Annotated in this window: 27 protein-coding genes and 1 pseudogene; 7 read left to right on the top strand and 21 right to left on the bottom strand. The window is 44.8% G+C overall.

Translation table 11 applies throughout. The annotated features are described in order from the left end of the window. Window positions 1-61: 61 nt before the first annotated feature. The gene (locus tag B1A85_RS21335; RefSeq protein WP_104548741.1) at window positions 62-2,056 is read left to right on the top strand and encodes an amylo-alpha-1,6-glucosidase; all 1,995 of its coding nucleotides are present in this window, start codon (window positions 62-64) and stop codon (window positions 2,054-2,056) included. Window positions 2,057-2,122: 66 nt separating this feature from the next. On the opposite strand, the pseudogene B1A85_RS25730 reads toward B1A85_RS21335, so the two are convergent. Beyond that, window positions 2,123-2,287 (bottom strand): annotated as a pseudogene (locus B1A85_RS25730) (carbohydrate porin); the annotation flags it as partial. Window positions 2,288-2,388: 101 nt separating this feature from the next. Between B1A85_RS25730 and B1A85_RS21330 the strand changes: the two are divergent. Beyond that, complete coding sequence (locus B1A85_RS21330) at window positions 2,389-3,351, top strand: acetamidase/formamidase family protein (RefSeq protein ID WP_104548740.1); 963 nt, start codon at window positions 2,389-2,391, stop codon at window positions 3,349-3,351. On the opposite strand, the gene B1A85_RS21325 is transcribed toward B1A85_RS21330, so the two are convergent. Continuing rightward, on the bottom strand, window positions 3,303-3,563 hold the full coding sequence (locus tag B1A85_RS21325; protein WP_210404647.1) for a DUF3303 domain-containing protein: 261 nt from the start codon (window positions 3,561-3,563) through the stop codon (window positions 3,303-3,305). The two genes, B1A85_RS21330 and B1A85_RS21325, sit on opposite strands and share 49 nt — an antisense overlap. Window positions 3,564-4,030: 467 nt before the next feature. On the opposite strand from B1A85_RS21325, the gene B1A85_RS21320 reads away from it, so the two are divergent. Further along, window positions 4,031-5,191 carry an RNA-guided endonuclease TnpB family protein gene (locus tag B1A85_RS21320; protein ID WP_104548739.1) on the top strand — a complete coding sequence of 387 codons (1,161 nt, stop codon included), beginning with the start codon at window positions 4,031-4,033 and terminating at the stop codon, window positions 5,189-5,191. On the opposite strand, the gene B1A85_RS21315 is transcribed toward B1A85_RS21320, so the two are convergent. The 5 genes from B1A85_RS21315 to B1A85_RS21295 all read right to left on the bottom strand — a co-directional run bounded on the left by B1A85_RS21315 (window position 5,154) and on the right by B1A85_RS21295 (window position 9,117). Then, complete coding sequence (locus tag B1A85_RS21315; RefSeq protein WP_210404646.1) at window positions 5,154-5,444, bottom strand: site-specific integrase; 291 nt, start codon at window positions 5,442-5,444, stop codon at window positions 5,154-5,156. The two genes, B1A85_RS21320 and B1A85_RS21315, sit on opposite strands and share 38 nt — an antisense overlap. Window positions 5,445-5,743: 299 nt before the next feature. Continuing rightward, window positions 5,744-6,781 (bottom strand): ring-opening amidohydrolase, encoded by a 1,038-nt coding sequence (locus tag B1A85_RS21310; protein ID WP_104548738.1) that lies wholly within the window; start codon window positions 6,779-6,781, stop codon window positions 5,744-5,746. A 5-nt stretch (window positions 6,782-6,786) separates the two neighbouring features. Then, complete coding sequence (locus tag B1A85_RS21305) at window positions 6,787-7,200, bottom strand: heme-binding protein (RefSeq protein WP_104548737.1); 414 nt, start codon at window positions 7,198-7,200, stop codon at window positions 6,787-6,789. A 104-nt stretch (window positions 7,201-7,304) separates the two neighbouring features. After that, window positions 7,305-8,435, bottom strand: a complete 1,131-nt coding sequence (locus B1A85_RS21300; RefSeq protein ID WP_104548736.1) for a ring-opening amidohydrolase — start codon at window positions 8,433-8,435, stop codon at window positions 7,305-7,307. 10 nt (window positions 8,436-8,445) lie between these two features. Further along, window positions 8,446-9,117, bottom strand: coding sequence for a GntR family transcriptional regulator (locus B1A85_RS21295; RefSeq protein WP_104548735.1), 672 nt, complete (start codon window positions 9,115-9,117; stop codon window positions 8,446-8,448). Between the two features lie 314 nt (window positions 9,118-9,431). Here B1A85_RS21295 and B1A85_RS21290 point away from each other — a divergent pair, with 314 nt between their 5' ends. Genes B1A85_RS21290 through B1A85_RS21275 form a run of 4 tightly spaced genes read left to right on the top strand, consistent with a single transcriptional unit; the run spans window position 9,432 to window position 13,626 of the window. Beyond that, window positions 9,432-10,532, top strand: coding sequence for an ABC transporter substrate-binding protein (locus B1A85_RS21290; protein WP_210404645.1), 1,101 nt, complete (start codon window positions 9,432-9,434; stop codon window positions 10,530-10,532). A gap of 10 nt (window positions 10,533-10,542) precedes the next feature. Further along, window positions 10,543-11,793: an amidohydrolase family protein gene (locus B1A85_RS21285; protein WP_168192454.1), complete on the top strand. Its 1,251-nt coding sequence runs from the start codon at window positions 10,543-10,545 to the stop codon at window positions 11,791-11,793. 52 nt (window positions 11,794-11,845) lie between these two features. Then, a complete protein-coding gene (locus B1A85_RS21280; protein ID WP_104548732.1) occupies window positions 11,846-12,403 on the top strand; it encodes an orotate phosphoribosyltransferase in 558 nt (185 codons plus the stop codon). A gap of 47 nt (window positions 12,404-12,450) precedes the next feature. Continuing rightward, entirely contained in the window at window positions 12,451-13,626 is a 1,176-nt protein-coding gene (locus B1A85_RS21275; protein ID WP_104548731.1) for a sugar MFS transporter, read from the top strand. On the opposite strand, the gene B1A85_RS21270 is transcribed toward B1A85_RS21275, so the two are convergent. The 14 genes from B1A85_RS21270 to leuB form a co-directional block, all read right to left on the bottom strand. Continuing rightward, the gene (locus B1A85_RS21270) at window positions 13,604-14,458 is read right to left on the bottom strand and encodes a hypothetical protein (RefSeq protein WP_104548730.1); all 855 of its coding nucleotides are present in this window, start codon (window positions 14,456-14,458) and stop codon (window positions 13,604-13,606) included. The genes B1A85_RS21275 and B1A85_RS21270 overlap by 23 nt on opposite strands. Before the next feature lie 99 nt (window positions 14,459-14,557). After that, complete coding sequence (locus tag B1A85_RS21265; RefSeq protein ID WP_104548729.1) at window positions 14,558-15,538, bottom strand: Rab family GTPase; 981 nt, start codon at window positions 15,536-15,538, stop codon at window positions 14,558-14,560. A gap of 70 nt (window positions 15,539-15,608) precedes the next feature. Then, the gene (locus tag B1A85_RS21260; protein ID WP_104548728.1) at window positions 15,609-17,795 is read right to left on the bottom strand and encodes a hypothetical protein; all 2,187 of its coding nucleotides are present in this window, start codon (window positions 17,793-17,795) and stop codon (window positions 15,609-15,611) included. Window positions 17,796-17,879: 84 nt separating this feature from the next. Further along, window positions 17,880-18,572 (bottom strand): rhomboid family intramembrane serine protease, encoded by a 693-nt coding sequence (locus tag B1A85_RS21255; RefSeq protein WP_104548727.1) that lies wholly within the window; start codon window positions 18,570-18,572, stop codon window positions 17,880-17,882. Window positions 18,573-18,810: 238 nt separating this feature from the next. Then, window positions 18,811-19,524 carry a rhomboid family intramembrane serine protease gene (locus B1A85_RS21250; protein ID WP_104548726.1) on the bottom strand — a complete coding sequence of 238 codons (714 nt, stop codon included), beginning with the start codon at window positions 19,522-19,524 and terminating at the stop codon, window positions 18,811-18,813. 365 nt (window positions 19,525-19,889) lie between these two features. Beyond that, entirely contained in the window at window positions 19,890-20,309 is a 420-nt protein-coding gene (petE, locus tag B1A85_RS21245; RefSeq protein ID WP_104548725.1) for a plastocyanin, read from the bottom strand. Window positions 20,310-20,442: 133 nt separating this feature from the next. Then, window positions 20,443-20,937 carry a photosystem II cytochrome PsbV2 gene (gene psbV2 / locus B1A85_RS21240; protein WP_104548724.1) on the bottom strand — a complete coding sequence of 165 codons (495 nt, stop codon included), beginning with the start codon at window positions 20,935-20,937 and terminating at the stop codon, window positions 20,443-20,445. 158 nt (window positions 20,938-21,095) lie between these two features. After that, window positions 21,096-21,587 carry a photosystem II cytochrome c-550 gene (psbV, locus tag B1A85_RS21235; RefSeq protein ID WP_104548723.1) on the bottom strand — a complete coding sequence of 164 codons (492 nt, stop codon included), beginning with the start codon at window positions 21,585-21,587 and terminating at the stop codon, window positions 21,096-21,098. A 157-nt stretch (window positions 21,588-21,744) separates the two neighbouring features. Then, window positions 21,745-21,942: a translation initiation factor IF-2 gene (locus B1A85_RS21230; protein WP_104548722.1), complete on the bottom strand. Its 198-nt coding sequence runs from the start codon at window positions 21,940-21,942 to the stop codon at window positions 21,745-21,747. Between the two features lie 198 nt (window positions 21,943-22,140). Further along, the gene (gene accD / locus B1A85_RS21225) at window positions 22,141-23,061 is read right to left on the bottom strand and encodes an acetyl-CoA carboxylase, carboxyltransferase subunit beta (RefSeq protein WP_104548721.1); all 921 of its coding nucleotides are present in this window, start codon (window positions 23,059-23,061) and stop codon (window positions 22,141-22,143) included. A 172-nt stretch (window positions 23,062-23,233) separates the two neighbouring features. Further along, window positions 23,234-23,464, bottom strand: coding sequence for a putative signal transducing protein (locus tag B1A85_RS21220; protein ID WP_104548720.1), 231 nt, complete (start codon window positions 23,462-23,464; stop codon window positions 23,234-23,236). Window positions 23,465-23,524: 60 nt separating this feature from the next. Beyond that, a complete protein-coding gene (locus tag B1A85_RS21215) occupies window positions 23,525-24,349 on the bottom strand; it encodes an A24 family peptidase (protein WP_104548719.1) in 825 nt (274 codons plus the stop codon). A gap of 76 nt (window positions 24,350-24,425) precedes the next feature. Continuing rightward, window positions 24,426-24,641 carry a hypothetical protein gene (locus tag B1A85_RS21210; RefSeq protein ID WP_246841501.1) on the bottom strand — a complete coding sequence of 72 codons (216 nt, stop codon included), beginning with the start codon at window positions 24,639-24,641 and terminating at the stop codon, window positions 24,426-24,428. 86 nt (window positions 24,642-24,727) lie between these two features. Further along, window positions 24,728-25,819, bottom strand: coding sequence for a 3-isopropylmalate dehydrogenase (leuB, locus tag B1A85_RS21205; RefSeq protein ID WP_104548717.1), 1,092 nt, complete (start codon window positions 25,817-25,819; stop codon window positions 24,728-24,730). Window positions 25,820-25,847: the final 28 nt, after the last annotated feature.

Below are 25,847 nucleotides of genomic sequence, written 5' to 3'. Positions count from 1 at the left end.
GAATCTTGATTATGTCGAACTGTTACAACTATATCATACTCATAACGATTTTGAGTAGCAAATGAAGAATTTAGACGATCGCGAGTGGCTGCTGACGAATGGATTAGGAAGTTTTGCGAGTGGTACAGTGACTGACGCGCGCACGCGGACGTATCATGGTTGGTTAATTGCAGCATTAAACCCACCAAGTCAGCGCACGTTACTACTGTCGCACATCGAAGCAAGTTTAGAAGTAGCAGGCAAAGTTATTGCCTTGGGAACAAATTATTGGGGTAACAACGTGATTGAGCCGAAAGGCTTTCAGTTGCTGCATCGCTTTGAAATTGACCCAGTTCCTACCTGGATATGGCAAGAAGATCATTGGCAGCTAACGAGACAAATTATTATGCCGCATGTAGGTACTGTACCCTCACAAAGCAACACAAATCGCGTTCTGATTCAGTATTGCTACAAAGGAGAGTTACCAGCAACTTTACGCTTGCGGTTCATGATTGCCGATCGCGATTTTCATCATCAGCAGCAAGCCGATCCAAATCTACAATTTTCGCAACTTTTGGGGCAACAGCAGGTATTTTTGCAGGCATTACGCCCTGGATGGGTAGGAACACCTTGGCAGTTACGTTGGACAGCGGGTGAATATCAACACGACCCCGTATGGTACTGGAATTATCGTTTGCCTGAAGAAACAAATCGAGGGTTAAGCGATCGCGAAGACTTGTATAGTCCTGGTTATCTTACAATTCACTTAGACACAGAAAGTTGTCTTACCATAGAAGCACGGGTAGGATTTCCAAATAGCGCTTTACCCGCACTGCAAAACACCGATTTTACTGATGCTGTACAACTAGAACAGCAACGACTTGCCCAAACGTTCAATTTTGACTCTTCAACTTCTACACAACTGCGACAATTACTCCGTGCAGGCGACCAATTTGTCGTGTACCGCGCTTCGATTGCTGGACCTACAGTTATTGCCGGTTATCACTGGTTTAATGATTGGGGACGCGATACATTAATTGCGTTACCAGGATTAGCACTGACAACGCAGCGCTTTGATTTAGCAAAAGGACTATTACAAACTTTCGGTCGTTATTGTCGTCATGGTTTGATTCCGAATACGTTTCCTGATATTGGTGCTGAACCGTCTTACAACAGTATTGATGCGGCTTTACTTTGGATTGAAACTTTAGGGTTGTATTTCGAAGCTACTCAAGATTGGGATTTTTTAGTCGAGGAGTACGCCGTCGTACAGCAAATTTATAAAGCCTTTATGACGGGGACAAAGTTTAATATCCAAGTCGATGCTGCGGATGGACTTGTGAGTTGGGACGCACCAGGTGTCGCGCTGACGTGGATGGATGCTATTGTTCGCGGACAACCTGTCACGCCGCGTCGCGGTAAGCCTGTCGAAATTAATGCTTTATGGTACTCTGCTTTGTGTTGGGCGAGTACTTGGGCAGAACGTTTAAGTCAAGAGGATGGATTTGAACAAGCCCGTTTATTAAATCAAGCACGACGCTATCAACAACAAGCCGAACAAGTCAAAGACTCGATGCAGAAGTTTTGGAATCCGACAAAAGGCTACTTATACGACACGATTGAACCGGACGATCGCCGCAATCCGCAAATTCGCCCAAATGCGGTTTTAGCACTGTCATTTCATCATTCTGCATTTCCCTCACACCAAGGACGGCAAATTTTAGAAGTTGCTAGGGCAAAACTGCTCACGCCTTATGGATTGCGGAGTTTAGCACCAGAAGACGTACAATACGTTGGTAAATGTATCGGAGATGCGGAACACCGCGATCGCGCTTATCATCAAGGTACGGTATGGAGTTGGCTGATTGGTTCGTTTATCCGTGCTTGGCAACGTTACAACTTGGAAGAACCTGTTCCCTTCGATTGGCAACCTTTACTCGAACACTTTCACGCGCAAGCTTGTATTGGCTCAATTTCTGAAATTTTTGACGGTGACGCGCCGCATACTCCCAGAGGTGCGATCGCCCAAGCTTGGTCAGTTGCAGAAGTCATTCGACACGTGACTGTTTTACTTTAAATGAGGAGAACTTAAATTATGTCGTAATTTTCCTTTAGTGAAGGGTACAATTTCTAGGGCTAACAACTAAAAGCTAAACTGGGCGCGTAAGTTACCAACATAGACTGTTGGGTTATCGCTAAAATTTTTGGGATTGCCAATGATATAAAATGCGGGAACAAGCGCGATGTTGTTTCTTATCAGGTAGAAATACGTTGCTTCAAACTCGTACTGTACTCCACTATCTTTCCCAGCATAATTTTTAATATTTTTCTGTTAAATTGATTACATAAAGATAGTAAAATACTGAAATAAACTCGACAGAATAAAATTTTTGACTATCTTGCGATCGCATGGCGCATCATATTCTTAAAGCTAGTCGTGAAACGGTACACCTAGGCGGTTTTTCTCCTCAATTAAAACCTGTTTTAACGATTCATTCAGGCGATAGTATTGACATTGAAACATACACCGGCTTCTATGTTTACGACAAAGCCCCGCCAGAATTTCTAACGCCGGAATTGCAAGAGATTTGTCACCATCTTCCTAGCAAGCGTAAAGTTGATTTAGGACCTCACTTGCTCACAGGACCAATTTGGATCGCTGATGCTCAACCTGGAGATGTCTTGGAAGTCAATTTAGAAGCAATTTATCCACGATTACCCGTTGGTTTTAATGCAATCTACCCGAATAAAGGTGCATTACCTAAATACTTTTCAGAACAAAAGATACAATTTATTCCATTAGATTTAGACAAACAAATTGCGGAGTTTCCGTTAGGAAGTGGGATAAAAATTCCCCTCAAGCCTTTTTTTGGGATTCTTGGTGTTGCGACCGCAGAAAATCGTTCCTCGGTTCCGCCTGGTAATTATGGCGGAAATATTGACAACAAAGAACTGCAAGCAGGTTCGCGAATATTTCTACCCGTTTTTGTTCCTGGCGCGTTATTTTCCATTGGTGACGGACACTCAGCGCAAGGCGATGGTGAAGTTGATTTGACTGCGATTGAAACATCAATGAATGGCAGAATTAAGATAACACTGCGTAAAGATCTCAAGCTCACAACTCCCATTGCTGAAACGCCCACCGACATTATTACAATGGGCTTTGGGCAGACTTTAGACGCAGCGTTTGAATCTGCATTACAGCATATGATTGAGCTACTCAAGCGCTTTGTAGGATTGAGTGCCGAAGAAGCTTATGTATTGTGCAGTTTAGCCGTCAATTTTCGCATTACGCAAGTGGTCAATTTGCCCCAAAAAGGCGTTCACGCAATGTTATCAAAGGCAATTTTACCAAGAGCGATCGCATTGTAAATTACTGCCGCGTTGCTAAAGCTGAACTGCGATATGCTTAAGCGACTTCTGCTGAAGTGCGTACGGGGATTAATCTCAAAATGACTGAGATCGCGCCAAGCTTGAATCCAGATATCAAATAATGATGGACCGTTAGTACGCATGAGTTGAAAGCATCTAGAGTAATTGACGACCGCGATCGCGACGATAGATATCAGCTGACGCGCCTGCATTGAAGCATTCAATCACTACATACAGCGTTTGTTACCTTGATTTTATTATTCAATCGCCGTTATTCTACTGCGCCGCGTGCTTTAAATAAAGCCGCTAATTTATGACGCGAATAAACCCATTGTATCCTTCAGGATTATAGGGCTTTGCGTCTCACTTACTGTAGCCACATGAAGAACTAAATCTACACCGACTGTAGTTAAAAAAAGAAAAGCGTACTGTCAGCTGTACGCGCGTATATCAAGCAAATAAACACAGAACAGGGTAAACCACCGAGTATTGAAACACTACTGGTATTGCTGTTTCTGCCACAATTGCAACCGTTTTCTGCTGACTTTTCACCTAGGTATCGCAAGGATGCCCCCACCATAACGAAGTTTGGTGGTGGGAGGAATTGCAACCAATATATCAATTAAAAGTAGTGCAAGGCTTTACACTACTTTTATCATTGTAGTGATATACTGAGTGCATGGAAACAATACTGACTATAAGTTGCAAGTTAATAACCCAGGGTGACCAGGTTGCCAAACTAGATGCGACGCTGGTTAATTTTGCTGCTGCTTGCAACTGGATAAATCAGTCAGTAGATTCCAAGCTAACCAACAACGTTCGGATTCAGTCTTTGGTTTACGAGCAGGTAAGGCAACAGTTCGACCTATCTGCAAACCTAGCCATTCGAGCCATTAATCGAGTAGCAGGAAATCGTAAGACGGCTAAACAAAAGGGCAAGTCTGTTAAAGACTTTAAACCGACTAGTGTTGATTACGATGCTCGAATATTTGCCTATAACGAGAAGAATCAAACAGTAAGTTTAAAGTTGGTAGGTGGTAGAGAGAAGTTTAAATTATCTTTAGGTAGCTATCAAATCGGTAAGCTTAAAGGGAAAAAGCCTACCTCTGCTACGTTGGTTAAAACAAAAAAGGGGGAATACTTCATCAACATTCAAGTTAAAGATGAAGCGCCCCAACCAATTGAATCGAAAGACGTTTTGGGTGTCGATTTAGGAAGGACGGACATATGCGTAACAACAAATGGGTTTAGAGCAAGTGGAAAACAAATAACTAAAATTAGAAACCATCATTCAAGACTGAGAGCGTCGTTGCAACAAAAAGCGTCTAAAGGCACAAGGAGTAGTCGGCGTAGATGTCGGCAACTCCTGAAACGGTTATCGGGCAAAGAGCGACGTTTTCAGAAACACGCCAACCATGTCGTCAGCAAAATCCTAGTTCAGCAAGCTCTCGCATCTAATTCTGTAATTGCGTTAGAGAATTTAGAAGGGATCAGGGAAAGAACAAATCAGCTACCTCGCAGCAAGAAAGAACGAAGATTGTCTAACTCTTGGTCGTTTTTTGAACTGAGACAATTTATAACTTATAAAAGCTTGGCTGCGGGAGTTGAAATAGTATTAGTTGACCCACGATACACATCAAAAACCTGCCATTGTTGCAATGTAATTGGAGAACGTAACGGCAAGTCCTTTAAGTGTATTAATGCTGTTTGCAATTGGACTGGAGATGCTGACTACAATGGTTTATGTCGTTTACAACGTCTACAGCGTTTGCTGGGTAAACATTCTACGTTGTTTTCATTTTCTACAACGTTACCCATCCACCATACTTGTATTTATTAGGGTTTCTCAACCAGTGAATAAAGTTTGATAGCTGCTCCAAATCAATTTCGAGCCAGTTTAACTTTGAATCCCGTAAAAACTCCCAGAATAGTTTGAGGTTGTGGGCATAAGTCTGAATCGTATTTGGAGAACGCCCTACGCTGTCTAAGTAATGCAGGTATTTCTGGATTGGCTCGATAGGTAAATAATCATCATCCAGTACCATCCAAACCGGATAGTCACTGTCTGGGAGGATACCTTTTTGGACTTTCATCCTCGCCTACCCTCAATATCGTTGTTTACATTGTAGAGTTAAAAGAGGAATTTGTATAGACATGAAAACAGCGTAGTGATAAAACTTCATATCAGCTACGCTGTTGTTGTTGTTGTTATTTAGAATTTAATAAGACATAAAATGGTGCAGTTAATATTAAAAAACTTGGGGCTGTATTAGTAAACCAGCCTAGAGGTTCGGAACTATATTGTTCCTTGGAACGTGTGGTTCTAGGGCTACAAAAAGCCTCCACTATAGTAACGAGCGGGTTTATCGGTGCTTAGCGGCGGGTAGTTTACTCATTGTGTTGGCAAGTAGGCGATCGCCGCGACAGGACCGCCGCCAGGAGGACCTTGATGTTCGCTACCACCGGAAACATACACCATTGGGTCTTGCACGACAGAAGCCGCGATCGCCCCAACAACGGCTCTTGCCATGCGTGTATGATTGATATCCGAGTCATCTAACATCGTGTGTCGGCGTCCTAAAATAAATCCCGAAGGATCGGCTTCAGCTTTGGCAAAGATATTGACAACGCGTTCTAAGGGTTGATTGGTACTGCGCACTGCTTGACAAATTGCCTCGCGATCCAACGCGTGTTGCATGACACTGTGTCCGATAACAAAGTTACTTGTGGAATGCGGCGAGTTACCCAGTACGATAATTTCACAGTTACGCAACTCCACTCCTGCTGAAGTCGAAGCAACTTGAGAATACAACGTATAGTTTGCACAAATATCTGTTGCTGTTATTTGCTCAAAACTAATCTCTCCCAACGCCACAGCCACACCTAATGCAGACGCCCCGCGCGAATACGCCATCGATTGATAGCTGTTACTCGCTTTTACCTGTTGCGTAGAAACGATTAACGGGCATTTAATTTGCACAAAATGAACATCCGTTTTATTTAACTTCGCGTCAGCGATCGCAGCTTCTACCCCCACAGCTACTTCTTCAACCATTGCGAGCGTACCAATCTCGGTTGGTAAAAAGTCCCGCGTCCGGCTAATTCCAATCGCTAAGCCCCAGCGTTGTGCTCCTTCTTCCTCGTCTCGCGTAAAAATATTTAGGTGCGGACTTAAAACTCCTTCCGTACCGCCTGACATCACATAAATAATTCGTTGTGCAACTTCAAGATTCGCTTTTTCGCGCAGGTATGTTTTCAACGTTTGCACTGCGAACCCGCGCGTAAAGTCATTAACGCAACCGTTACCCTCCGTTTTACCAAGAATTGCCACAATTTTATGCGGATCGATCTTGCCGCTATGAATCAGGGCGTCGAATTGCGATAAGTCATCAGGGCTATTTTGCGGTATTTTGTGAACTTCTACTTTCATAAGTATTACATAACTGCCTGTAACGCAGCGATTCCAGCTAAAGCGACTTCGACATCTTGTTGTCCAGTCCCCGACCCCACACCGATCGCCCCGACGATTTGGTCATCAATCGTAATCGGAACTCCACCTTTTAAATTCGTTAATTGTCCCCCCGTTGCCAATGCCAGTTTGATTTCGACATCTTGCGCAACTCCTCCTGTTGGTACTCGCGAAGAAACCGCCGTCACGGCTTTTTGCGTTGCCGAAATTTGACTCAAAATTTTCGCGCCATCCATCCGCACAAACGCCAATAAATTTCCCCCAGTATCCACAATCGCAATACACTGCGGTACGCCCATTTCTTCAGCTTTGGCGATCGCCCCTTGCAACACTACCATCGCCCCTTGGTGAGTTAACTCTCGCGTTTGACGCAAATACATATTTTTACTTCCTTGTCAAATGGCTGTTGTCTAAAAATCCTCAATTTGCCCCTCAACGACATTTTCTCCTCTAGAATCGAGGAAGCGGGCGCTATGAAACCCTGCTAATTTCCCACATCAACGATCGCCGCCACCAAATTACTTCCTCGCGCACCTTGATGTTCATTTCCTGCCGACGCCAGAATCATCGTATCGCCGACTACCGAAGCCACGATCGCATTTGCTACCGCTTTTGCCATAATTCCGGCATAGCCTGCTAAAAAATCACTGTGCATTGTGTGACGGCGATTGCCCACCGCAGTGACGGCATCTGCACCACAGTTGACAAAGACTTGCGCAATCTTATTTTGTCGATCGGTTGTGAGTGGAATCTGACAATCTAACCCTGCGGATTTCAAGGCTACGTACACCCCAGTTGTATCCAACTGATCTTGCATGACTCCACTTCCGACGCGATAGCGACTTACCGACAACGCAGAGTTACCCATTACTAAAACGCGACACGCTGATTGTTCTCCGCCAGCAGACACTGAACCGCGATTTGTGTAAAGTGCGTGATTCGAGTTAATCGCGCGATCGTCTAGCTTTTCTTGAGGTATTTCTTTTAAAGCCAAACCAATACCCAACGCACACGCACCCTTCGCCATCGAACTTGCTTGATTGAGATGAGTACTCACAACCTTCACCCCACGCCTTTCGGCATCTTGCAGCCGCGCTGGAGTCATTGCGGGACATTTGATTTCAACGCAATGAACGTCGTCTAAGGAACTTATTCCAGCTTGCGCGATCGCGGCTTCTACGGCTTCGGCTACTAACTTGACTTGCGTCATGGTGCCGTATTCTTCGGGTAGCAACACGCGAGTATCGGCAATTCCTACAGCTAATCGTTTTTCTGGAGGAGGTGTTGCGGGTGCAGCAACTGCCTTACGTGTAAATATCGTATAGTGCGGACTCATCAAGCCGCCACATAACCCAATCATCATCATCGGAATGCGACGAAAAACGTCTTCTACAGAAATTTGCAAATACTGCGACAGCAATAGTTGCATACACAAAGATGCATAGCCGCGTACGTATCCTGTGCCTTCGGTTTGGGCAATAATCGCGACAATATCTTCGGCTTGAATTTGCTGTGTTTCTAAAAGATGTTGTAAACCACTTACATCCTCTGGTGCAGACATTGGTAAGCGAAAGACGCCAACATCAATCCACTGTTGCGAAGTTGAAGTACTCATAATCTATTTACTAATGACTTTGTAAGACTTTTCTGGCGGCTTCTAGCGTTGAATTGATGTGGTTGAGAGATATATTTGTTGCCCGCACTGCATCTTTACTACGATATGCTGCTAAAAGTTCGCGGTGTTCTTTATCGGCTGATTCTTTTTGTAATGGTCTTTCGGCAAACGATAAGTTGATATAAATCGCTGCAATATCTGATAAGCGTTGTAGTAAAGTTTTTAAATGCAAACTGCGGTCTGCTTGATACAGCAAATCGTGAAATTGGCGATTCAGTTCTACCCAGCGGGGGCGATCGCTTTCAACTTCCATTTGCATTAACAGCAATTCTGCCTGCTGAAGTTCTCGCTCGGTAATCGCATATACTCCTCTTTGAATACTCAACGGCAGTAACGCCGCCCGAATCTCAAAAATTTCTTCTAATTCTGCCAGCGTTGGCGTGTGGACTACAGCACCGCGAAAGGCATCTAAGTCAACTAAACCTTGCGTACTTAGTTCGCGGAGTGCTTCGCGGATGGGAGTAACACTCACGTTGAGTGCTTGCGATAATTCTGCTTGTACAAGACGAGTACCCGCAGGTAACTCTCCTGAAAGAATTGCTTTTCGTAAATAATCTGTAACACTTGCTTGCGTCGTGCGTGAAAGTCCTGTAACGGCTGGAAATTGCAGCTTTGCGGTCAAGGTTCGCTCCTTTGGGCGCAGTTTTTGTAGCGATGCTTACAGTTAAATTGCGAACGCCTAGGTTTTATATATCATATACGATCGATTGTTTCTAGTCACGATTTAAACAATAAATTCATTGACATCGTTATGAAGTGTTACGCAGTTGAATGAAGTCCACTTCCTAGTCCTGTGGACACACCTTTTGACCTTAACCTTGTTTCCCAATTCTAGGGCAAATACGCCAGTTTTATTTCATGTGGCTTGGTTACAAATCGTTGCTGCGATCGCGTTGAAAGATTTCCTGCCGTCGAATCCCAAAGACAGATATAGTTATGAGCAAGACAATCATGCCGAAGGTTTGGACAAAATTTATTGCACTTGCATTAGTTGCCGGATCAGCAGTATATCTCGGTAGCTGTGCTAATCAAACAACGTCTCAGCCTCCAACAACAGCACAAACAGCCGTCAATAATCCAAATCGCGAGTTACGCGAGGTGCGCTTTACCTTATCTTGGTTATTGCAAGCGGTGGATGCACCACTTGCGATCGCAATTCAAAAAGGATACTTCGCCGAAGAAGGAATTGCCGTCAGATTCGATCGCGGATACGGTTCGGCAGACTCGATTAATAAAATTGCCAGTGGTGTCTATGATATTGGCGAAGGCGATATGTACTCGATGGTCGAGTTTAACCAAAAGAACCCCAACGATAAATTAGTTGCCGTTGCTATTAAGTATAATCGTTCGCCATTTGCGATTATGGCTCTTGATAGGGCTGGAATTTCTTCTCCTCAACAACTTGAAGGTAAGCGGTTAGCCGCCCCCGCAGGTGATGCAGCAAGGCGACTTTGGCCTGTTTTTGCGCAAGTAACAGGGGTAAATCCTGATTCTGTGACTTGGAATAACGTCGAACCAAGATTGCGCGAGGCGCTGCTTGTACAAGGAGAATTTGATGCAATTTCTGGCTTTAATATTTCGAGTTTGCCACCACTCAACAAGTTAGGTTACGGTCCCGATCGCCTGAATACTTTTCTTTATGCAGATCATGGTTTAGACCTTTACGGTAACGCGTTGATTGTCCGCGAATCTTTCTTAGAACAAAATCCAGAAGTAGTGCGGGGATTTGTCAGTGCGTATTTACGCGGCTTGCAAGACACGATTAGAAATCCTGATGAGGGTTTAGCTGCTGTCATGGAACTGAGTGAAGACGGATTGATGGATCAAGCGCAAGAACGAGAAAGACTCCAAATTGCGTTAGATTCGCTCTATGTTAGCCCTGAAGTTGAGCAAAACGGCTTGGGTGGTGTCGATCGCGCGCGATTGCAAACGACGCTAGAACAAGTTGCAAAAGGCTTTGGGTTAGCTGAGGTTCCCACACCCGAAGACGTGTTTAATGATAGCTTTTTGCCGCCTAAAGAACAGCGGACAATTTGAGGATATAAGCGTGAATCTAGATTGTGCGTTGACGAACGCGACTTTGCCAGATCGTGCAGGGCGGTGGTGTATTGGTGTAGTAGAGGGTAAGATTGCGACAGTTATTGAAGGTGATTTTCTCGCTGCGCAAACGGTGTGGAATCTCGATGGTAAAGTTTTAACTGCGGGTTTAGTTGATGCACACGCGCACCTGGATAAAGCATTAACCGCCGAGTTTGTAGGCGATGTTTTTGCTCAAAACGGACTAGCCTCAGCAATTCAAGCCGTACGACAGTTAAAGTCACGTTTTACAGTTGCAGATGTCGAACAACGCGCCTCGCAAGCTTTGCAGTGGAGTATAGCCGCAGGAACAACAACAATTCGCACGCATGTGGAAGCGGATAGATTTGTCGAGTTGCGCGCGGTAGAAGGATTATTAAATGTGCAGCGATCGCTGGCGCATCAAATCGATATTCAATTAGTTGCGTTTCCGCAAGAGGGATGGTTTGCAGTTCCAGACACACTAGAATCGGGTGCAGCGCCATACATTGAACAAGCACTACAACGTGGTATAAAAGTGATTGGCGGTAATGTCAATCAAGGTTTATGGTCGTCAAATCCAGAAGCGCAAGTTGATGCGTTATTTGATTTAGCACTGCGCTACGACTGCGACCTCGATTTGCATCTGGATAACTGGGATGGCGCGGAAGCATTTACACTACCGTATGTCGCGCAGAAAACGATTGAACATAATTATCAAGGGCGAGTCGCAGTTTCACATATTGCTTCGCTGGCGTATGTTTCCCCTAGTCAAGCCCAAGCGGCGATTGAACTGGTGAAAAACGCTGAAATTTCAGTCACTGTGTTACCAACACGAATTAAGTTAACGCGAGTTGCCGAACTTCTTGAAGCCAATGTGAATGTTGTTTGCGGTACTGATAATTTACGCGATCCGTTTGTGCGTTATGGCGACGCAGATTTACTGAAGGCTGTATTATTGCTGGCACAGTTAACAGGCTACATGGCAAACCGAGATTTAGAAAGACTTTGGCAGACAATTTCAGAAAACGCCGCCAAGATGTTACGGTTATCCTATGGAATTGAACCTGGTCATGCAGCCGATTTAGTTGTCTTCGATGCTTACTCAATTCCCGAAGCAATTTTACATCAAGCAACACGATTAGCTGTCTTCAAATCTGGCAATCTCGTTGCAGGTACAATACAGGAGAAAGTGCCAAGTTTATACAACTCTAATTTGATGAGTCCACGAAGTTGGACTTAGTTTTTTAGCTGCGACTTCAGTCGCCAAGCGTCTTGTTAATTTTCCAACCCCAATGTCAGAACACGCAATCGCCCAACTTATTGAAAAAACAGAAGCACTGCAAAGTGGACATTTTCAGCTAGCAAGTGGACTTCATGCGTCTCGATTTTTTCGTTGCATCAAACTGCTGCGCTATCCCCAAGCCGCTGAGATTATTTTTGCAGAAATCGCTCGCCGGTTTGCGAATGAGAACATTGATTATGTTTTAGGTGCAAACGAAGCTGGGAGTATTTTAGCTTTTGAAGTCGCGAAGCATTTAGGAGTAGAAGTTGCGATCGCCCGCGAAAAATCTGGGACTTATGCGTTGATTGAAGGTTTTACTTTTCCTGTTGGGGCGCGGGTTTTAGTCGTTGATGACATCACGACAACCGGAGGTACTGCAAAACAATTGCTTGCGATCGCGCGTCAAGCGGGTGCGGAACCTGTAGGTGTGGGACTTGTTGCAACTAAAGGGTTATTTAATGTTGATTTATCTTGTCGCACTGAAGTTTTAATTTCACTACAGGGTATGGATGCAATGTCTCCAGAAGATTGCACTTTGTGTCAGCAGCAAATACCGCTCACTACTTGACTTGTATATCCTGTTATCCTGTCAAGGTTACAAGTTAAATTTATTTTATGCGTGCTCCAGGGTGGATCGGTATTGCGCTTGCATTTTACGCTTTTATTGCCATTGGGATTGCAGAGGGAGGTCTCGGAGTCTTATTACCTTCCATCTTGACTGCTTATAATCTTACTCCAGCAACGGTAACTTTTTTGTTTCTCAGCCAAGTCAGCGGTTACATGGTTGCGGCATTTTCTAGTAGTTTATTGGTTAGCCGCATCGGATTGGCGCGGATGTTGCTGATGGCGTCGCTGACGCTGACGAGTACGTTAGTCGTTTATGCGATCGCCCCGCGTTGGCATATTATGGTTGCGGCGGGAACGTTTTTAGGGTTAGGAGTTGGACTGATCGATGCTGGACTCAACACCTACATTGCCAATCAGCGTAACGCAAATATTATGGGCGTGTTACACGCATTCTACGGTGTTGGTGCATTACTAGGTCCTGCCTTAGCGACAACTCTTCTTGCTTTCGGAATGAACTGGCGACGCATCTATTTGCACATCGCTGCGATTGTCGGCGTTACTGTAATTGGGATGTTGTGGGCGGTCGTCTCTAACTATAAACCGATGGCTAAGCGTGTCATCACACAAGATACTGATGCGAGGACAAGTCTTAAATTAGCATTGAGAACACCCGCCGTCTTAGTTGCAGGGGTCTTGTTACTCGTTTACGTTGGTACAGAAGCCTCTTTAGGTAACTGGGCGTATACCGTTCAAAGTTTAAGTCGCGGAACTCCTGAAGTTATTGCCGGTTACAGCGTTACGGCGTATTGGTTAGGGCTAACAATTGGACGCTTGATTATGGGGCGTTTCGTCGCGCGCTGGGGTGCAATTCGCACGCTGGATTTAGCGATCGCGTTGCTAACGATTGGTTTAATTGCTTGGTGGTTGTTGCCAAATCAGTTATTTAGTTTACCTGTCATTGGTTTTGCACTTGCCCCCATTTTTCCCGCAACGATCTGGTTGATGCCGCAGCGCGTTTCTTCTCATATGGTGCCAGCGGCGATCGGATTTGTCACTAGCGTTGCTAGTTTAGGTGCAGCAACGGTGCCAACGCTTGTTGGTTGGATTGCAAATCAAGCTGGGTTAGAAATTATTCCTGTATTGATGATTCCGCTGGCTGTTGTCGTGTTGGGGTTACATCGTTGGTTGGTGAGGTATGCGCCTATAAAGAGTGAACGAACTTAACTAGACGCAGCGGAAAAATTGATTGCGAAGTTGGTTTGAGTTCTGGTTGCGACTGGAGGTTAGTTTCGGCAATGACAAATAAAAGTAGAATTGCGATCGCGATGCCTGCGAGTAATAAAATGAGTAAAACTAAGTGATTGTTTTTCTGATTTTTCGAGTGACTGCTCGTAATTGTTTTTTCGGACGTGGAACTTTTTTTATAAGGGTCTTTCCATCCTCCTGTTTGTACGAGATTAGATAACCCCCGCCACACTCCGGCTGCCATTAAAGTTGATTCGGATTTAATACCTGTGACAACAAGTAAGGGCGCATTTTCTTTTGGTAAATTGTGTTGTTCGAGTTCGTAAGCAAGTTCGTCGCGTTGCTGTTTTGAATTTTTGCCAAGTTTTTTATCTAAATTGGCGGGAAAGTTGCGTACGCTAATAACTTCTTCAATTGCTAAATGACTTAAGGCATCGAAGTTGACTTGAAAACCGTTGTTACTACCAAAAGTTACGGCATTGTCAATTTCTGCTCTTAAATTTTCTCGCAGTTCATCGCGTAAAGCACACGCTGCGATCGCGCGTAGTTTTTTTTCATTTGCTTCTGTATCTTCTCCTACCCAAGCCACAGAATTTCGGATTGTACGTCCTTGAAAATCTTTTCTTTCGCTTGATTCTAAGCTGGTGATGAGTAGGAGGAGTGTGCTATCAAACCGCGCTAAAATTACTGACGGTGATTCGCTTTGAATTAAGTCATTGATACGATTTTTTTTGAGAATATTTGGTACTTCGGGTTGCCAGCAATAATCATCGTCTGGAGGAACACCGCGACTTTGGATGTAGATATTCATAGTTCATAATATTTAATGTGTAAATAGTAATCTTGTTGAAACGAACCAACGAACCACAAAGACACAAAGGATAAGAGATAGGGAGAGATTTTGGAGGTTTTAGCTAATTTTTAATAAGTCTTCTCCTTGAAGTAAGGCGAAGCCATTGTTTGTTTTACACTCACTGGCAAATTGACTAACGGCTTGCTTGAGATGATAGTCTCTTCCTAGCCAATCGCGGAGGAAACTAAATATTCCCCAACTACGCGATCGCGTGTCGATATGCAACTTTAAGATAAACCGCAATAAGTATCTTAGTGGTTGTTCGCTATTTTGTGGATTATACACGGCGTCGTGGCTAATTTTACGAAAGCGAAAATGTGGTGTACTATTGTTTGTATCAATTCTGGAAAAAACGACGCTACCGACTGTTTGTACCGGAGTCACCACCGCAGCAACTTTAGGAAGTAGATTGGCTGAGTTAAATAAGTCGATAAGTTTGCTATATCCTTCTCTGACGCGTTGCAAAAGTTCTTTAGCGGACGCTTCGCTTTGGAGATATTTTTCACATTTTACGGGCGCAAAGATGACTAATCGCGGTGAATCTAAATCTTGATACGCTGTTTTGAATAAATCTGTCATTTGCTGTGGACGATTAATAAATTCATGCCATTTACCGTTTTGTTCCATCAATGCTGGTGCATCAATTGCAATGAGAACCGCGACACAATCAGTCAGTAAACTCTTGACAAATTGTCTTTTTTCTGGTGTGGCTTTTGCTGCATGATAGCCACCAGGATAATCTTGAAAATGTAATTGTAAAGAAGGTTTTTGACCTTTTTGCCCTAAACCAAAGATAAACGATCGCAACTCTTCCGGTTCGCCTTCGGTTCCTTGAATTCCCCCAGTTGCTTCAAAATCGTCGAGTAAAGTTTTTAGTTCCACTAACCTTTCTTGTAGAATCGCCGAACTCTCTTCATCAGGTGTAAGTTGTAAATTCGTTTTCCCAATATTACTTTCGAATTGCTCATAAATTGCGGTCAGTAAAGTCGTCTTACCCACCCCACTAGGACCCAACATCGTAATTTTAATTTCGTGCATCAACCCTCATCTTTCCTCTATATACCTACACCCAATAATCGCAACATCGTGCCCTCTATCCGCCCCGAATCTAACCCAAAAACTGCATCGCATTCGATTGATTCGCCGCCGTAGCGCGCGCGATCGCATCAAACCATTCCCGTCGCAGTCGCGTGCGATCGCCTAAAGCCATAAACTCCGCTTGCCAAACTTCCGCCCTTGCTTCTTCTAAAAAGATCCGCCATTCTGATTTTGCCCCTTCTGCGCGAAGAATGCGATCGACAAACTCTTCCACGATTGCAAACGCTGCTAAACTAGGTTCGCTGAGTAAGTCTTCTAACGCCGTCTCGCAGCCATACACCGCTTCTGCATGAAGTGTTTTTAGGTTAGATAAAATTTCTTTTGCCGAAGGCGATTTAGAAAGTTGCAACGTTGTTTCATCGGGTGTTAATCCATCCAAATGCTTGCGAATTCGATGTTGAATCAACCCGCGATAGGAAATCTCAAACTCTGCTAAGATTTCAAATCCCAGTTTCAACGTTGGTAAAGTATCGGGTAGTTGCTGCGCAATTTCTTGTAAAAATTCCACACCTGTTGCCGAAGTTATACCGCCTAACCGCGCTTGATGGATTAACACATCAGCAACTTGTGACTTTACTCGCGTTAGCGATCGCTGTAAACCAACATCCAAAGCTAAAAAATGCTGCGATAGATGCGCGCGAATTTCGTGCATATACTGGTAGTAAGCATTCGGATAACCACCGGTGCGATCGCGTCGTTTTTCAATTTGCTCGATACTCGGAATTCCGGTATCCTGACGACACGCAGCAATTGCGGTGGCGACTTGTTGTTTAAAATCGCTATTTTGTTCGTTGCGTTGTGCTTTGAGATGTCGTAGCAGTGCTTCTAAACCACTTGTTAGTTCATTCCATAATTGCTCAAACAATTCGACGAATAAAGGAAACCAATTCTCACCGACTGCTAGGGCTAAAGCTTTGTTGGCTTTTTCTAGCTCTATATTTACTGTATTCTGAAGTTGCAGTAATCGCTCTTGGCAAGAGGTCGCATACTTCTCATCTAAAGTTGTAATATGCGTTGCCAGATAGTCGAGAATTTGGTCTAAAACTTGGTTTGCCGCCGCAGGATCGGCACAATTTGCGATCGCACAATCGACTACTTTGATGTGTTTTTCGGCTAATGTGTCGGCTAAGTCTTTGCAGTTGTTGAAGTTATCGCCGTTTTTCGAGTCAGCAGCGGTGCGATTTAGCACCATAAACGACCACAATTCGAGTGGTAAGTCAACTAATGCCGCGCGTGCAGTATCATACAACCGGACATCAACATCCGCCCAGTAGTCACCGGAGGATTTTGGCATCCGTACAAACAATACCACATCGACATCGTTTCCTAAGGTTTTGACAAGTCTTTCTGCATCGCCAACGCCAGTATCGCCTAATCCTGGCATATCAACTAAGGCAATTTGTCCAACATCTGCGTGCGGAAAGCTACAGACGATTTTCACTTCCCGAACTGCAAGATAGTTGAAAAACACGCGCTGACCATCGGTTGTATCTTGCGCGACGTATTCGCGAATTTCTTCTCTGGGTATTTTACGCGGCGAAGGCGATCGCAGTAAGTGACGGTATTTGTCGATATTGGCGTGATACCTGCCTAAATGTTCGTACATTGCCCCTGGTTCAGCATATCCAGGTAGTTCGCGCGGTAATGGTGGTAGCGGTTTACTTGTAAACTCTGTAAGTGTAATTGGTTTTGCGCCTAAACGTAGCTGTTCGTAATAAGGCGCGATGACTTCCTCCAAAAACGAGCGCTCTGAATGAAACCACACTTCTCCGTAAATATCGCTACTCGGATTGTGATGAATTGTACTGCGTACTCCTGTACAATGTTGGCGATCGCCATCCGGAATCTCAGCGGCGGTCAATCCTGTTAAACTTTGCAGGAATCGACTTTTTCCTTGGCGGGCGCGTCCTACTACGCCAATATTGAGTGTATTGCGCGCAAAACGTTGCTGAAGTTGCGCTAGCGATCGCAATTCTATGGCAATGTTATTCTGTATTGACGCTAAATCAATTTCTTGCAACCGTCCGTAGCTACTCTCATCATCTACTTGCGCGAGAATGTGTTGGCGATGCGCTTCGAGATTTCGTAGTGCTTGCGAAAGCGTTGCTAAATTTGCTGCTGTTGTTGCAATTTTATCTGCCAAAGGACGGCGTTTTTCGACAATGCTGGCAATTTGCTGTGTGCGATTTGCGTTCATTTGCTCGTATTATCTGAAGGCAATTGCAAAGGATTTCCTGTCGTGAATGGTTAGCAGGGTAAGGCACATCCCTTACCCCTTTACCTAATCGCGCCGCATTAAACCCAACATCGGACCTAAAATTGCGCCAAATACGAAACCACCAGCGTGCGCCCAGTAGGCAACACCGCCGCCTTCCATTCCTATGTTAGTGCGTGCAGGTAAGCTTGCTATACCGTAGAATGCTTGCTGAACGAACCAAAATCCTAAAAAGAAATACGCCGGAATGCGGAATGTTGTGATGAAAAACCCGATAGGAACGAGAGTTAATACTTGAGCTTTAGGATAGCGGAGAATGTATGCGCCCATGACTCCAGCGATCGCGCCACTCGCACCTACCATCGGAGTCGTAGAATTTTGGGAAAAAAACCACTGTGCTAATGCCGCTAAAACACCACAACTGAGGTAGAAAATCAGATATTTGATATGACCTAAACGATCTTCAATATTGTTACCAAACACCCACAAAAAGAGCATATTGCCGCCTAAATGCAGCAGACCGCCGTGCAAAAATTGCGATGTAATGAGCGTCAACCATTCGGGAATGCCCTGATCGACAGGAACAGGACAGGTTGATGAGAGTTGACACGGTACAACTGCTGCGCGATTGAAAAATGCTTGTAGTTCTTGCGGTGACAGCGTAGCTTGATATAAGAAAATGAATATATTTGCGCCAACTAGCGCATAGGTTACATAGGGAGTGATCGATGTTGGGTTATTATCTCGCAGTGGTACCACAGATTTGCTTCCTATTCATCAAATACAAATGCTAATGTATCGTCTGCTGCTTTACCACCACTAATTATTCATGATAGCTAAAAGCTAAATCCTTTATTGCTGGCATGCAATCTTTAAGCAGTTACCAGCGTGTTTTTTCTTGAAATGAACGGTAATAAAGGCTAAGTTTTAAATCTATATTTTTTGCCCCATTTGATGCAGAAGTAAAAGGAAAGTGTTTTCCCTTTACATTCTGTGCTTAGAGATATTCTTGCTGCGAATCGTCTTTAAATAAGCCTAAGAGTGGACCTAAAATCGCACCGAAGACGAAACCACCAGCGTGCGCCCAGTAGGCAATTCCACCGCTTTCCATACCAATATTAGTACGAGCTTCTAAGCTCGCAAAGCCATACGCAGCTTGCTGGAGAAACCAAAAACCGAGAAAGTAAAACGCGGGAAGTCGCACTGCCGGAAAGTAAAATCCTAAGGGAATGAGCGTTAACACCTCAGCCGTGGGGAAGCGAATAATGTATGCACCCATCACGCCTGCGATCGCGCCACTTGCACCCAACGAAGGAATTGACGAACCTTGCGAGAAGAACCACTGCGCTAAGCCTGCTAAAACGCCGCAAGTTAGGTAGAAGAACAAAAACTTAAAATGTCCCAAACGGTCTTCGACATTATTGCCAAAAATCCACAAAAACAGCATATTTCCTCCTAGATGCAAAAGCCCACCGTGGAGGAATTGCGATGTGATTAAAGTCGCCCACTCTGGTACAGGTTGATTTACGGGAATTCCGGCAAAGCTAGCAGATAGTTCGCGCGGGACAATTGCCGCTAAATGGAAAAAGGCATCAAGTTGCTGTGGTGATAGACTTGCTTCATATAAGAAGGCTAGAACGTTAGCCGCAATTAGCCCGTAGGTAACGTAAGGCGTAATTGACGTGGGATTATTATCTCGAATAGGAACCATGCGTTTTGTTGTGCGAAACTGGCAACCACAATAACCAATTTTTAACTTTATATCTTCTAACTAGTGGATGGATTTAGCAACGAGTTGGTGTGAAAGTGTATTGAAAGAGTGTTATTGCTGAGTAACTATACCAACTTCAGCCTCTTAAATCCACGCCAGTTGCTACCACGGGATAATACTGCCAAAGGCGCACTAGGGTGTATTTAGGGGATACGTACGCGGTAGCCCAAAACTGGGAGAAGAGCCACTCTATGCTATTCAACAATCAAAATGCCCCAAGAGTTGATGTTGTGGCTCTTGAGGCATTGATATGAAGTTATCTCGTGCGAAATTAATTTATACCACGCAACTCGCAAGTAGCACGATTAGCCTTCAACAGTGATGGTGCCAATCATACCAGCACCGCGGTGGGGTTCGCAGTAGTAGGTGTAATCGCCTGCAGGTGCATCTTCTGGGAAGGTGGTTTTAACTTGTTGACCTGGTGTCATGAGCAACTGCTTGTGAGACAGACTTTTTGCTAAATCTGCACTCTTAGTGGGATTCTTGGCTGCATCGAAGACAACGTTATGGGGAGGTACTTTGTTGTTTATCCATTCAATTGTGTCACCAGGTTTAATTGTTAGTTTTGCTGGATCGAAAACTAACATTCCTTTATCTGAACCTAGTTTAACTTGGTAAGTTTCGGCCGCTGCTGTAGGAGCAAAGAACGCAAAGCTACCGACAACGAGTACGAGTGCTAATACAACTGTACCGAAGCGCCGCAAAGTTGCAGCAATAAATTTCATAGTTTTCTCCAAAGAGGTTTATCGTCGCTATTTAATTTTAAATAAAAACAAACACCAAGTACGACAAGTTGTCATAGATACATTTTTTCTTATAAAAAATCAAAAAACGCACTGGATGTGACACAAAAATGCCTTAGAACTCTTCTGCACCCCATCCTTTAGCCTTTTGTGCTGCTGTAAGAACAAACGCGGCTAAGCTTTCTATTTCCTCTTGTGACATCCAGGATTCAGGTACTTGGCGACACCAGTATGTTTCTTCCGAGCCATCGTAGGTCATTGGCTGTCGGAGAAAGGCGACAAGATTATTCACATTATCTCTGGGAGGGTTGGCTCCTTTTAGCTTATTCAGTGCTAGTGAGGTTTGGGGATCTGGGAGTGTTGCGCCGCCTACGTGACAGTTTAGGCAGTTGTTCTCAAAAAGTACTTTGCCTTGTGATATTTCTTCGAGGGAAAACTCGCGGGTAGTGCCTTGTTCGTCAACTTCTAAGGCAATTGGTTCAGTAAGACGCAAATAGCGCGCGAGATAAGGGTCAACAGCAGCAAGAGCGGGAGAAGTAATCTGTAGGAATAGAACGACAACGATAGACCAAATTATAATTACACGGCGCACGCAGCTTGTACTTAACATTTATTTAAATTGAAACGCGATTACGGTAGGGTGAATGGCTAGAAATTGAGATACTCGTGAGAAAAATTGCAGTTAATCTAAATAACAGAAAAGCAATTAGCTCTTAGCTTTGCTTTGGTTAGCTAATGGCTAAAAGCTAATCGCTTGTTGACAAGAGTTTAGTAGTAAATCTTGCCGCCGCCCCAGCGATCGCCGACAATTTTGGGCTGGAGCAGAATATGACCTGCGATCGCCACTAAGTCATCCTCGGTAAGATTCCGCATTGCTGGGTAAATATCCGCACTCTTGGTGCTAGGGTGTAACTCTGCAATTTCTTCTTCACCGTCATAGGTAGTGGGGTTGTGCATGTAATCCACAAGTCCCTCAATATTATTGCGGGGTGGGGTTGCCAAAGCAAGTGTTTCGGGGTCTAGCCCTACGTTTTGGTTTGTCTTAGTGACACCTCCAACGTGACACTGCGCGCAAGCAAAGTTAAATAAGCGTTTCCCTTCTTGGACTTGTTTGAGGCTCAGCACCATGGTATCGCCTTGGTCATTCAGCGGTACTGTTCGCACAGCTTCGCTTAGTTCCACTGCGGCTGCCTTGCCGACAATGACACCAAATGTCAGCAATATAGTAGCCACCGCAAGCCCGATCAATCTTTTAAACATTGTTTCCTCTTAAAAATTTCGACCTCAACACAGCTTTATAAGCGATAGCTTAATCTCTTCCTCATCACATTTCATTTGAGTTGTGATGGCGCTTGCCAGTTACGGGCTTTGCACCTGAAGATACGCGACACTCGTACAAGGAAGTTCTGACGCAATATCATGTAGAAGTCTCTGTTTGAGAATCTGTCTCTTTCTCCTTAATGTGGGAGATAATTGCTTTGGCATCTTCTAAGGGCAGACGAGTCTTAGACGACTTGTAAGCAATACCCAGTTGCTCGCACAAAGAAAACACTTCTTCTACTGTGAGGTTGTAGTCCGCTGCTAATTCTGCAATGGACACATCTGCAAAACCCATAATGAATGATTGTTAAGTGACTGTTAGAGATTAAGCTGCTCTAATATCAATATCATGTCACTGAGCAATTTGTTTACTTTTGATAAGAATCTGAGTTTTTCCAGCAGGGAAGCCGAGGCGTGTTGAGTTATTAAGATTCTTTTAATAAATGCCTTTGGCACGCTACGCGAACATAACTCATCACTCATCACTAGCCACTCATCCTTCTCTCGCCGTTAACGCAATTGCTTCTAGTTGCAATATCTGGTGATGCGTAGGGGCGACGGGTTGGTGCAGGTCGATTAGCTGTGCTAGCGTTTTTTTCAGTTGAGTTCTCGGCACGATCGCATCGACAAAGCCGTGCTGCAATAAATCTTCTGCAGTTTGAAACTCTTCTGGTAACTTTTCGCGTAACGTTTGTTCGATAACGCGGCGACCAGCAAATCCGATCGTTGCTTTGGGTTCGGCGATGATGATATCGCCCAACATGGCAAAGCTGGCAGTGACTCCACCGGTTGTTGGATTTGTCAAAACAGGAATGTATAAAAGTCGAGCTTCGCGATGGCATTCTAAGGCAGCGGAAATTTTTGCCATTTGCATGAGGCTGAGCATTCCCTCTTGCATTCTTGCTCCACCCGATGCACAAACAATAATTACGGGATAGCGCTTTTGGGTGGCGCGTTCGATTAAGCGCGTAATTTTTTCGCCGACAACCGAACCCATACTACCGCCCATAAATCGGAAGTCCATCACTGCCAAAGCGACAGGCAATTTATCGAGTTGCCCGAAACCTGTTTGGACAGCATCGACTAACCCAGTTTTTTCCTGCGTTTCGCGGAGGCGATCGCTATACGCTTTGCGATCGCGAAATTGTAGCGGATCGGTTGGGCCGATCGACTCATCGAGTGGTTGCCAGGTATTCGCGTCGATCAATTGTCGGATGCGTTCGTTGCTATCTACCCGTACGTGATGTCCACACTCTGGGCAGACCATTTGATTAGCTCGCAGGTCTTTGGTATACGCCAAAACTCCACAAGCCGCACATTTACTCCACAACCCATCAGCAATGTCACGCTCTTGGCGTTCCTGGCTAATAGGACCAGACTTTCGCCGATTTGCAAACCAATCAAACAGAGACATTAAACTTTGCCATATTTTGAGTAGCAATATTTATATTAATCAAGTCAGGAGCCGCTTGGAAATAAACTCCTATAATTTTTAGTTTTGGATGGTGTGGCGAGGGGTAGGAAGCAAGAAGGCAGAGGGTGAAAACTCAGATAATTGCCTAACCCCAAAAATCTTGGTATTCCAACTATTCGCTAGACGATGTATCATCGTCCTCGGCTTCAATCGGGCTGAGTAAAAGTAGCGCTGCCCATCGATCTTGAGCGTGGACTTGTAACGCAGCTGGGCTACCGCTGCCAAAATATGACGCTATTCCCAAGTCAACTACCCGCGCAGGAATATCGTGCGCCGTTAACAATTGACACATTAACTCAGCTTCCCAGCGCCTGCTTGTGGTTCTTAGCGTGATCCATGACACACAGAGATTTTAGCAGAACTGAGGCAGTCGGAGAGAGTACAGGACGCAGAGGAGAATAAATTAAATTGCCGGAAAGATTAACCGGAAATAGGCAGCGAGAATCGCATCGCCACTGAAGAGGGCAATGACTGCACCTAGCGCGAGAAAGGGACCAAAAGGCATTTTCTGCCGTCTAGAGAGGATACCTAAGGCGATCGCCCCGCCACCTATAAATGCGCCAATAGCACACGCTAGAAACCCCGCTAACAAGAGATATTTCCACCCTAACCATGCGCCCAACATTGCAGCTAATTTAGCATCTCCTGCGCCCATTGCTGCTTGTCCTAGTGCTAGCGAACCGAATAGCGCGATCGCATCAAACATCCAGATTCCTAACACTGCGCCAACGACACGCGACATGAACTGATACGCGACCCCCTCGACAGGGGCTTGTACGATTAAACTGGCGATGACGCCAAAGAGCAAACCGACAACTAATCCTGATTTTGTCAAGCGATCTGGTAGCGTCATTGTATCAAGGTCGATCAGTGATAATGCCAATAGCCAACTGCAAAATATCCAAGATCCGATTGTTTGCATCGAAACACCAAATCGCCAAAAAATCAGTAAAAATATCAATCCTGTCGCAGCTTCTACCAGCGGATAGCGAACGGCGATCGCTGCACGACAGTGACGACAGCGCCCTTTTAACCGTAACCAACCTAGAACGGGAATATTTTCTCCTTTCCCTAACCGATGCAAGCAACGCGGACAGCGCGAAGGTGGCGAAACAATAGATAATCCAGCGGGTAAGCGGTAAACAACGACATTGATAAAGCTACCAATGGATGCGCCTAAGGCAAATACAATGACAGTAGCGAAGCTCGTAAATAGAAAGTCGATCATTAAGAGGAACTATAGTGTAGGGCTTTTTCCTTCATTATGTTTCCCTACTTTGTTTAGAAGCACTCGCCATCAGCGATCAAAAATCAGATTCGTCTTCGTTGTTTTCAATTTCACCGATGGGAATGAATTCCTCTAAAGGTAGAAGAATTGGTTTTTTGGAAAAAAGTAACCTCCCACGATAGGTTAAGCGATTGATTACCACACCTGTTGGTTGTTTGGCGGTGTCTGGTCGCAATTCTCGATAGGTGAGATAGATTTGACGAGCCGCTCTTAGTAGTATAGGGTCACTCAATTCTAGTAGGTCAATTAAGTTCGTTTAGATTTTATATGCACTACCGATCTTTGTTGCACCCTGTTATGAGTTTTAATGAGGTTAACTCACCCCTCATTTCTCAAAACTTCAATCAAAGCTTCACCCATTGCCCGACAGCCTAAGAGATTCATTCCTGGAGACATAATATCGCCAGTGCGATCGCCGCGATCTAAAACTTGCAACACCGCATTTTCGATGCGATCGGCGGCTACAGGTTGATTTAATCCATAGCGCAGCATCATCGCCGCACTTAGAACTTGCGCTAAAGGATTCGCTTTATCTTGTCCTGCAATGTCGGGGGCGGAACCATGAACAGGTTCAAACACTCCAGGACCAGAAGCGCCTAAACTGGCAGAAGGTAACATTCCGATACTTCCTGTCAACATCGCCGCTGCATCCGAAAGGATGTCACCGAAGAGATTACCTGTCACAATCGTGTCAAATTGCTTGGGATAGCGCACCAACTGCATCGCGGCGTTATCGACGTACATATGCGAAAGTTCGACGTCCGGGTATTCGGTGGCTAATTGCGTCATGCGATCGCGCCACAACTGCGAAACTTCTAACACATTTGCTTTATCGACTGAACAAAGTTTTCTTTGGCGTTTTCGTGCGGTTTCAAACGCGACGCGCCCGATGCGATCGATTTCGGCTTCGGTGTACGCCATTGTATTCACACCGCGTTTTTCTCCGGTTTCGGTGGTGAAAATGCCTTTGGGTTGACCAAAATAAACTCCGCCAGTCAGTTCGCGTACCACCATGATATCTACGCCAGCAACAACTTCCGGCTTCAAGCTAGAGGCATCGATTAGTTGTGGCAAAATTTTAGCTGGGCGCAAGTTAGCAAATAGTCCCAAACCCGCACGCAGTGCAAGTAATCCGGTTTCTGGGCGGAGATGACGCGGTAGATTGTCCCACTTGTAACCACCGATCGCCGCAAGCAAAACAGCATCGCTGTTTTTACACATTTCTAGTGTCGTGGGTGGTAGCGGTTCTCCTGTCGCATCAATCGCTGCACCTCCAATCAAGGCTTCTTGAAATTCAAAACGGATATCTAGCTGTTTACCCACTACCTTCAGTACATCTACCGCGACTAACATGATTTCTGGACCAATGCCATCGCCTGGTAAGAGGGTAATGCGGTACTGAGTAGTCATAGTTTTTCTGGCAACGCTTGCAAGTCAT

The sequence above is a fragment of the Chroococcidiopsis sp. TS-821 genome (assembly GCF_002939305.1).
GTDB lineage: Bacteria > Cyanobacteriota > Cyanobacteriia > Cyanobacteriales > Chroococcidiopsidaceae > Chroogloeocystis.
The sequence above is the reverse complement of the archived record's forward strand: the minus strand, read 5'-3'. Positions and strand labels throughout refer to the sequence as shown.

Coding starts and splice junctions, on each gene's coding strand:
- B1A85_RS21230 (WP_104548722.1), bottom strand. CDS start 21,942: ATGGGTTTTGCAGATGTGTCCATTGCAGAATTAGCAGCGGACTACAAC.
- B1A85_RS21290 (WP_210404645.1), top strand. CDS start 9,432: ATGAGCAAGACAATCATGCCGAAGGTTTGGACAAAATTTATTGCACTT.
- B1A85_RS21335 (WP_104548741.1), top strand. CDS start 62: ATGAAGAATTTAGACGATCGCGAGTGGCTGCTGACGAATGGATTAGGA.
- B1A85_RS21265 (WP_104548729.1), bottom strand. CDS start 15,538: ATGCACGAAATTAAAATTACGATGTTGGGTCCTAGTGGGGTGGGTAAG.
- B1A85_RS21315 (WP_210404646.1), bottom strand. CDS start 5,444: ATGAAAGTCCAAAAAGGTATCCTCCCAGACAGTGACTATCCGGTTTGG.
- B1A85_RS21275 (WP_104548731.1), top strand. CDS start 12,451: ATGCGTGCTCCAGGGTGGATCGGTATTGCGCTTGCATTTTACGCTTTT.
- B1A85_RS21250 (WP_104548726.1), bottom strand. CDS start 19,524: ATGGTTCCTATTCGAGATAATAATCCCACGTCAATTACGCCTTACGTT.
- petE (WP_104548725.1), bottom strand. CDS start 20,309: ATGAAATTTATTGCTGCAACTTTGCGGCGCTTCGGTACAGTTGTATTA.
- B1A85_RS21215 (WP_104548719.1), bottom strand. CDS start 24,349: ATGATCGACTTTCTATTTACGAGCTTCGCTACTGTCATTGTATTTGCC.
- psbV (WP_104548723.1), bottom strand. CDS start 21,587: ATGTTTAAAAGATTGATCGGGCTTGCGGTGGCTACTATATTGCTGACA.
- leuB (WP_104548717.1), bottom strand. CDS start 25,819: ATGACTACTCAGTACCGCATTACCCTCTTACCAGGCGATGGCATTGGT.
- psbV2 (WP_104548724.1), bottom strand. CDS start 20,937: ATGTTAAGTACAAGCTGCGTGCGCCGTGTAATTATAATTTGGTCTATC.
- accD (WP_104548721.1), bottom strand. CDS start 23,061: ATGTCTCTGTTTGATTGGTTTGCAAATCGGCGAAAGTCTGGTCCTATT.
- B1A85_RS21310 (WP_104548738.1), bottom strand. CDS start 6,781: ATGAAAGTAGAAGTTCACAAAATACCGCAAAATAGCCCTGATGACTTA.
- B1A85_RS21260 (WP_104548728.1), bottom strand. CDS start 17,795: ATGAACGCAAATCGCACACAGCAAATTGCCAGCATTGTCGAAAAACGC.
- B1A85_RS21320 (WP_104548739.1), top strand. CDS start 4,031: ATGGAAACAATACTGACTATAAGTTGCAAGTTAATAACCCAGGGTGAC.
- B1A85_RS21325 (WP_210404647.1), bottom strand. CDS start 3,563: ATGCAGGCGCGTCAGCTGATATCTATCGTCGCGATCGCGGTCGTCAAT.
- B1A85_RS21300 (WP_104548736.1), bottom strand. CDS start 8,435: ATGAGTACTTCAACTTCGCAACAGTGGATTGATGTTGGCGTCTTTCGC.
- B1A85_RS21305 (WP_104548737.1), bottom strand. CDS start 7,200: ATGTATTTGCGTCAAACGCGAGAGTTAACTCACCAAGGGGCGATGGTA.
- B1A85_RS21280 (WP_104548732.1), top strand. CDS start 11,846: ATGTCAGAACACGCAATCGCCCAACTTATTGAAAAAACAGAAGCACTG.
- B1A85_RS21270 (WP_104548730.1), bottom strand. CDS start 14,458: ATGAATATCTACATCCAAAGTCGCGGTGTTCCTCCAGACGATGATTAT.
- B1A85_RS21330 (WP_104548740.1), top strand. CDS start 2,389: ATGGCGCATCATATTCTTAAAGCTAGTCGTGAAACGGTACACCTAGGC.